The 693-nt window shown below is 41.6% G+C and carries 1 pseudogene; it reads left to right on the forward strand.

What is annotated here, in order from left to right:
• A pseudogene (locus KGF65_RS16790) lies at positions 1–687 on the forward strand (IS30-like element ISLpl1 family transposase); the annotation flags it as partial.
• Between the last annotated feature and the right edge of the window lie 6 nt (positions 688–693).

The raw sequence follows: 693 nt of genomic DNA on the forward strand, positions 1-693 counted from the left end.
CTGAACCGATCACCGTCAACAATTTCTTATGAATTATCTCGATGTCAACCTTATCAGGCTGAATTAGCACAAACAGATACCGAATACAAGCGATCACGATGTGGTCGGAAAACTAAGCTGAGCGATGAGTTAAAGCAAAAGATTCTCAACCATTTACGTCTAAGCTGGTCACCAGGAATGATTGCTCACGAATTTAAAATAGCTACTAAATCTATTTATAATTGGCTAAATCAGGGGAGAATTGGTTTCTCCTTGAATGATCTACCTGAACATGGCGTACGCCAACGGCGTAACGTTGACCAACGATCCAAATATAATCAATCTTTGGGGCGATCAATTGAACAGCGTCCCATGATGATTAATCAACGTAATCGCATCGGCGATTTTGAACTAGATATAGTCGTTGGTCCTCGTGGGCATAGTAAGGCAGTTTTATTAACTTTAATCGATCGGAAATCACGGTTCCTTTGGGCATACCGGTTAAAAGATCGGACGACAGCGACTGTTAATGAAGCACTAACTAAGTTCCTAACCACTTTTAATGGTCCGGTGCACAGCTTTACTGTGGACCGTGGCACTGAGTTTAGTGGGCTAGTATCACTTGAATCACAATATGGTATTAAGACCTATTACTGCCATGCTTATACTCCAGCTGAACGTGGTAGTAATGAACGCTTTAATCGGAATTGACGT

The sequence above is a fragment of the Lactiplantibacillus sp. 30.2.29 genome, from assembly GCF_018991255.1.
Lineage (GTDB): Bacteria > Bacillota > Bacilli > Lactobacillales > Lactobacillaceae > Lactiplantibacillus > Lactiplantibacillus pentosus.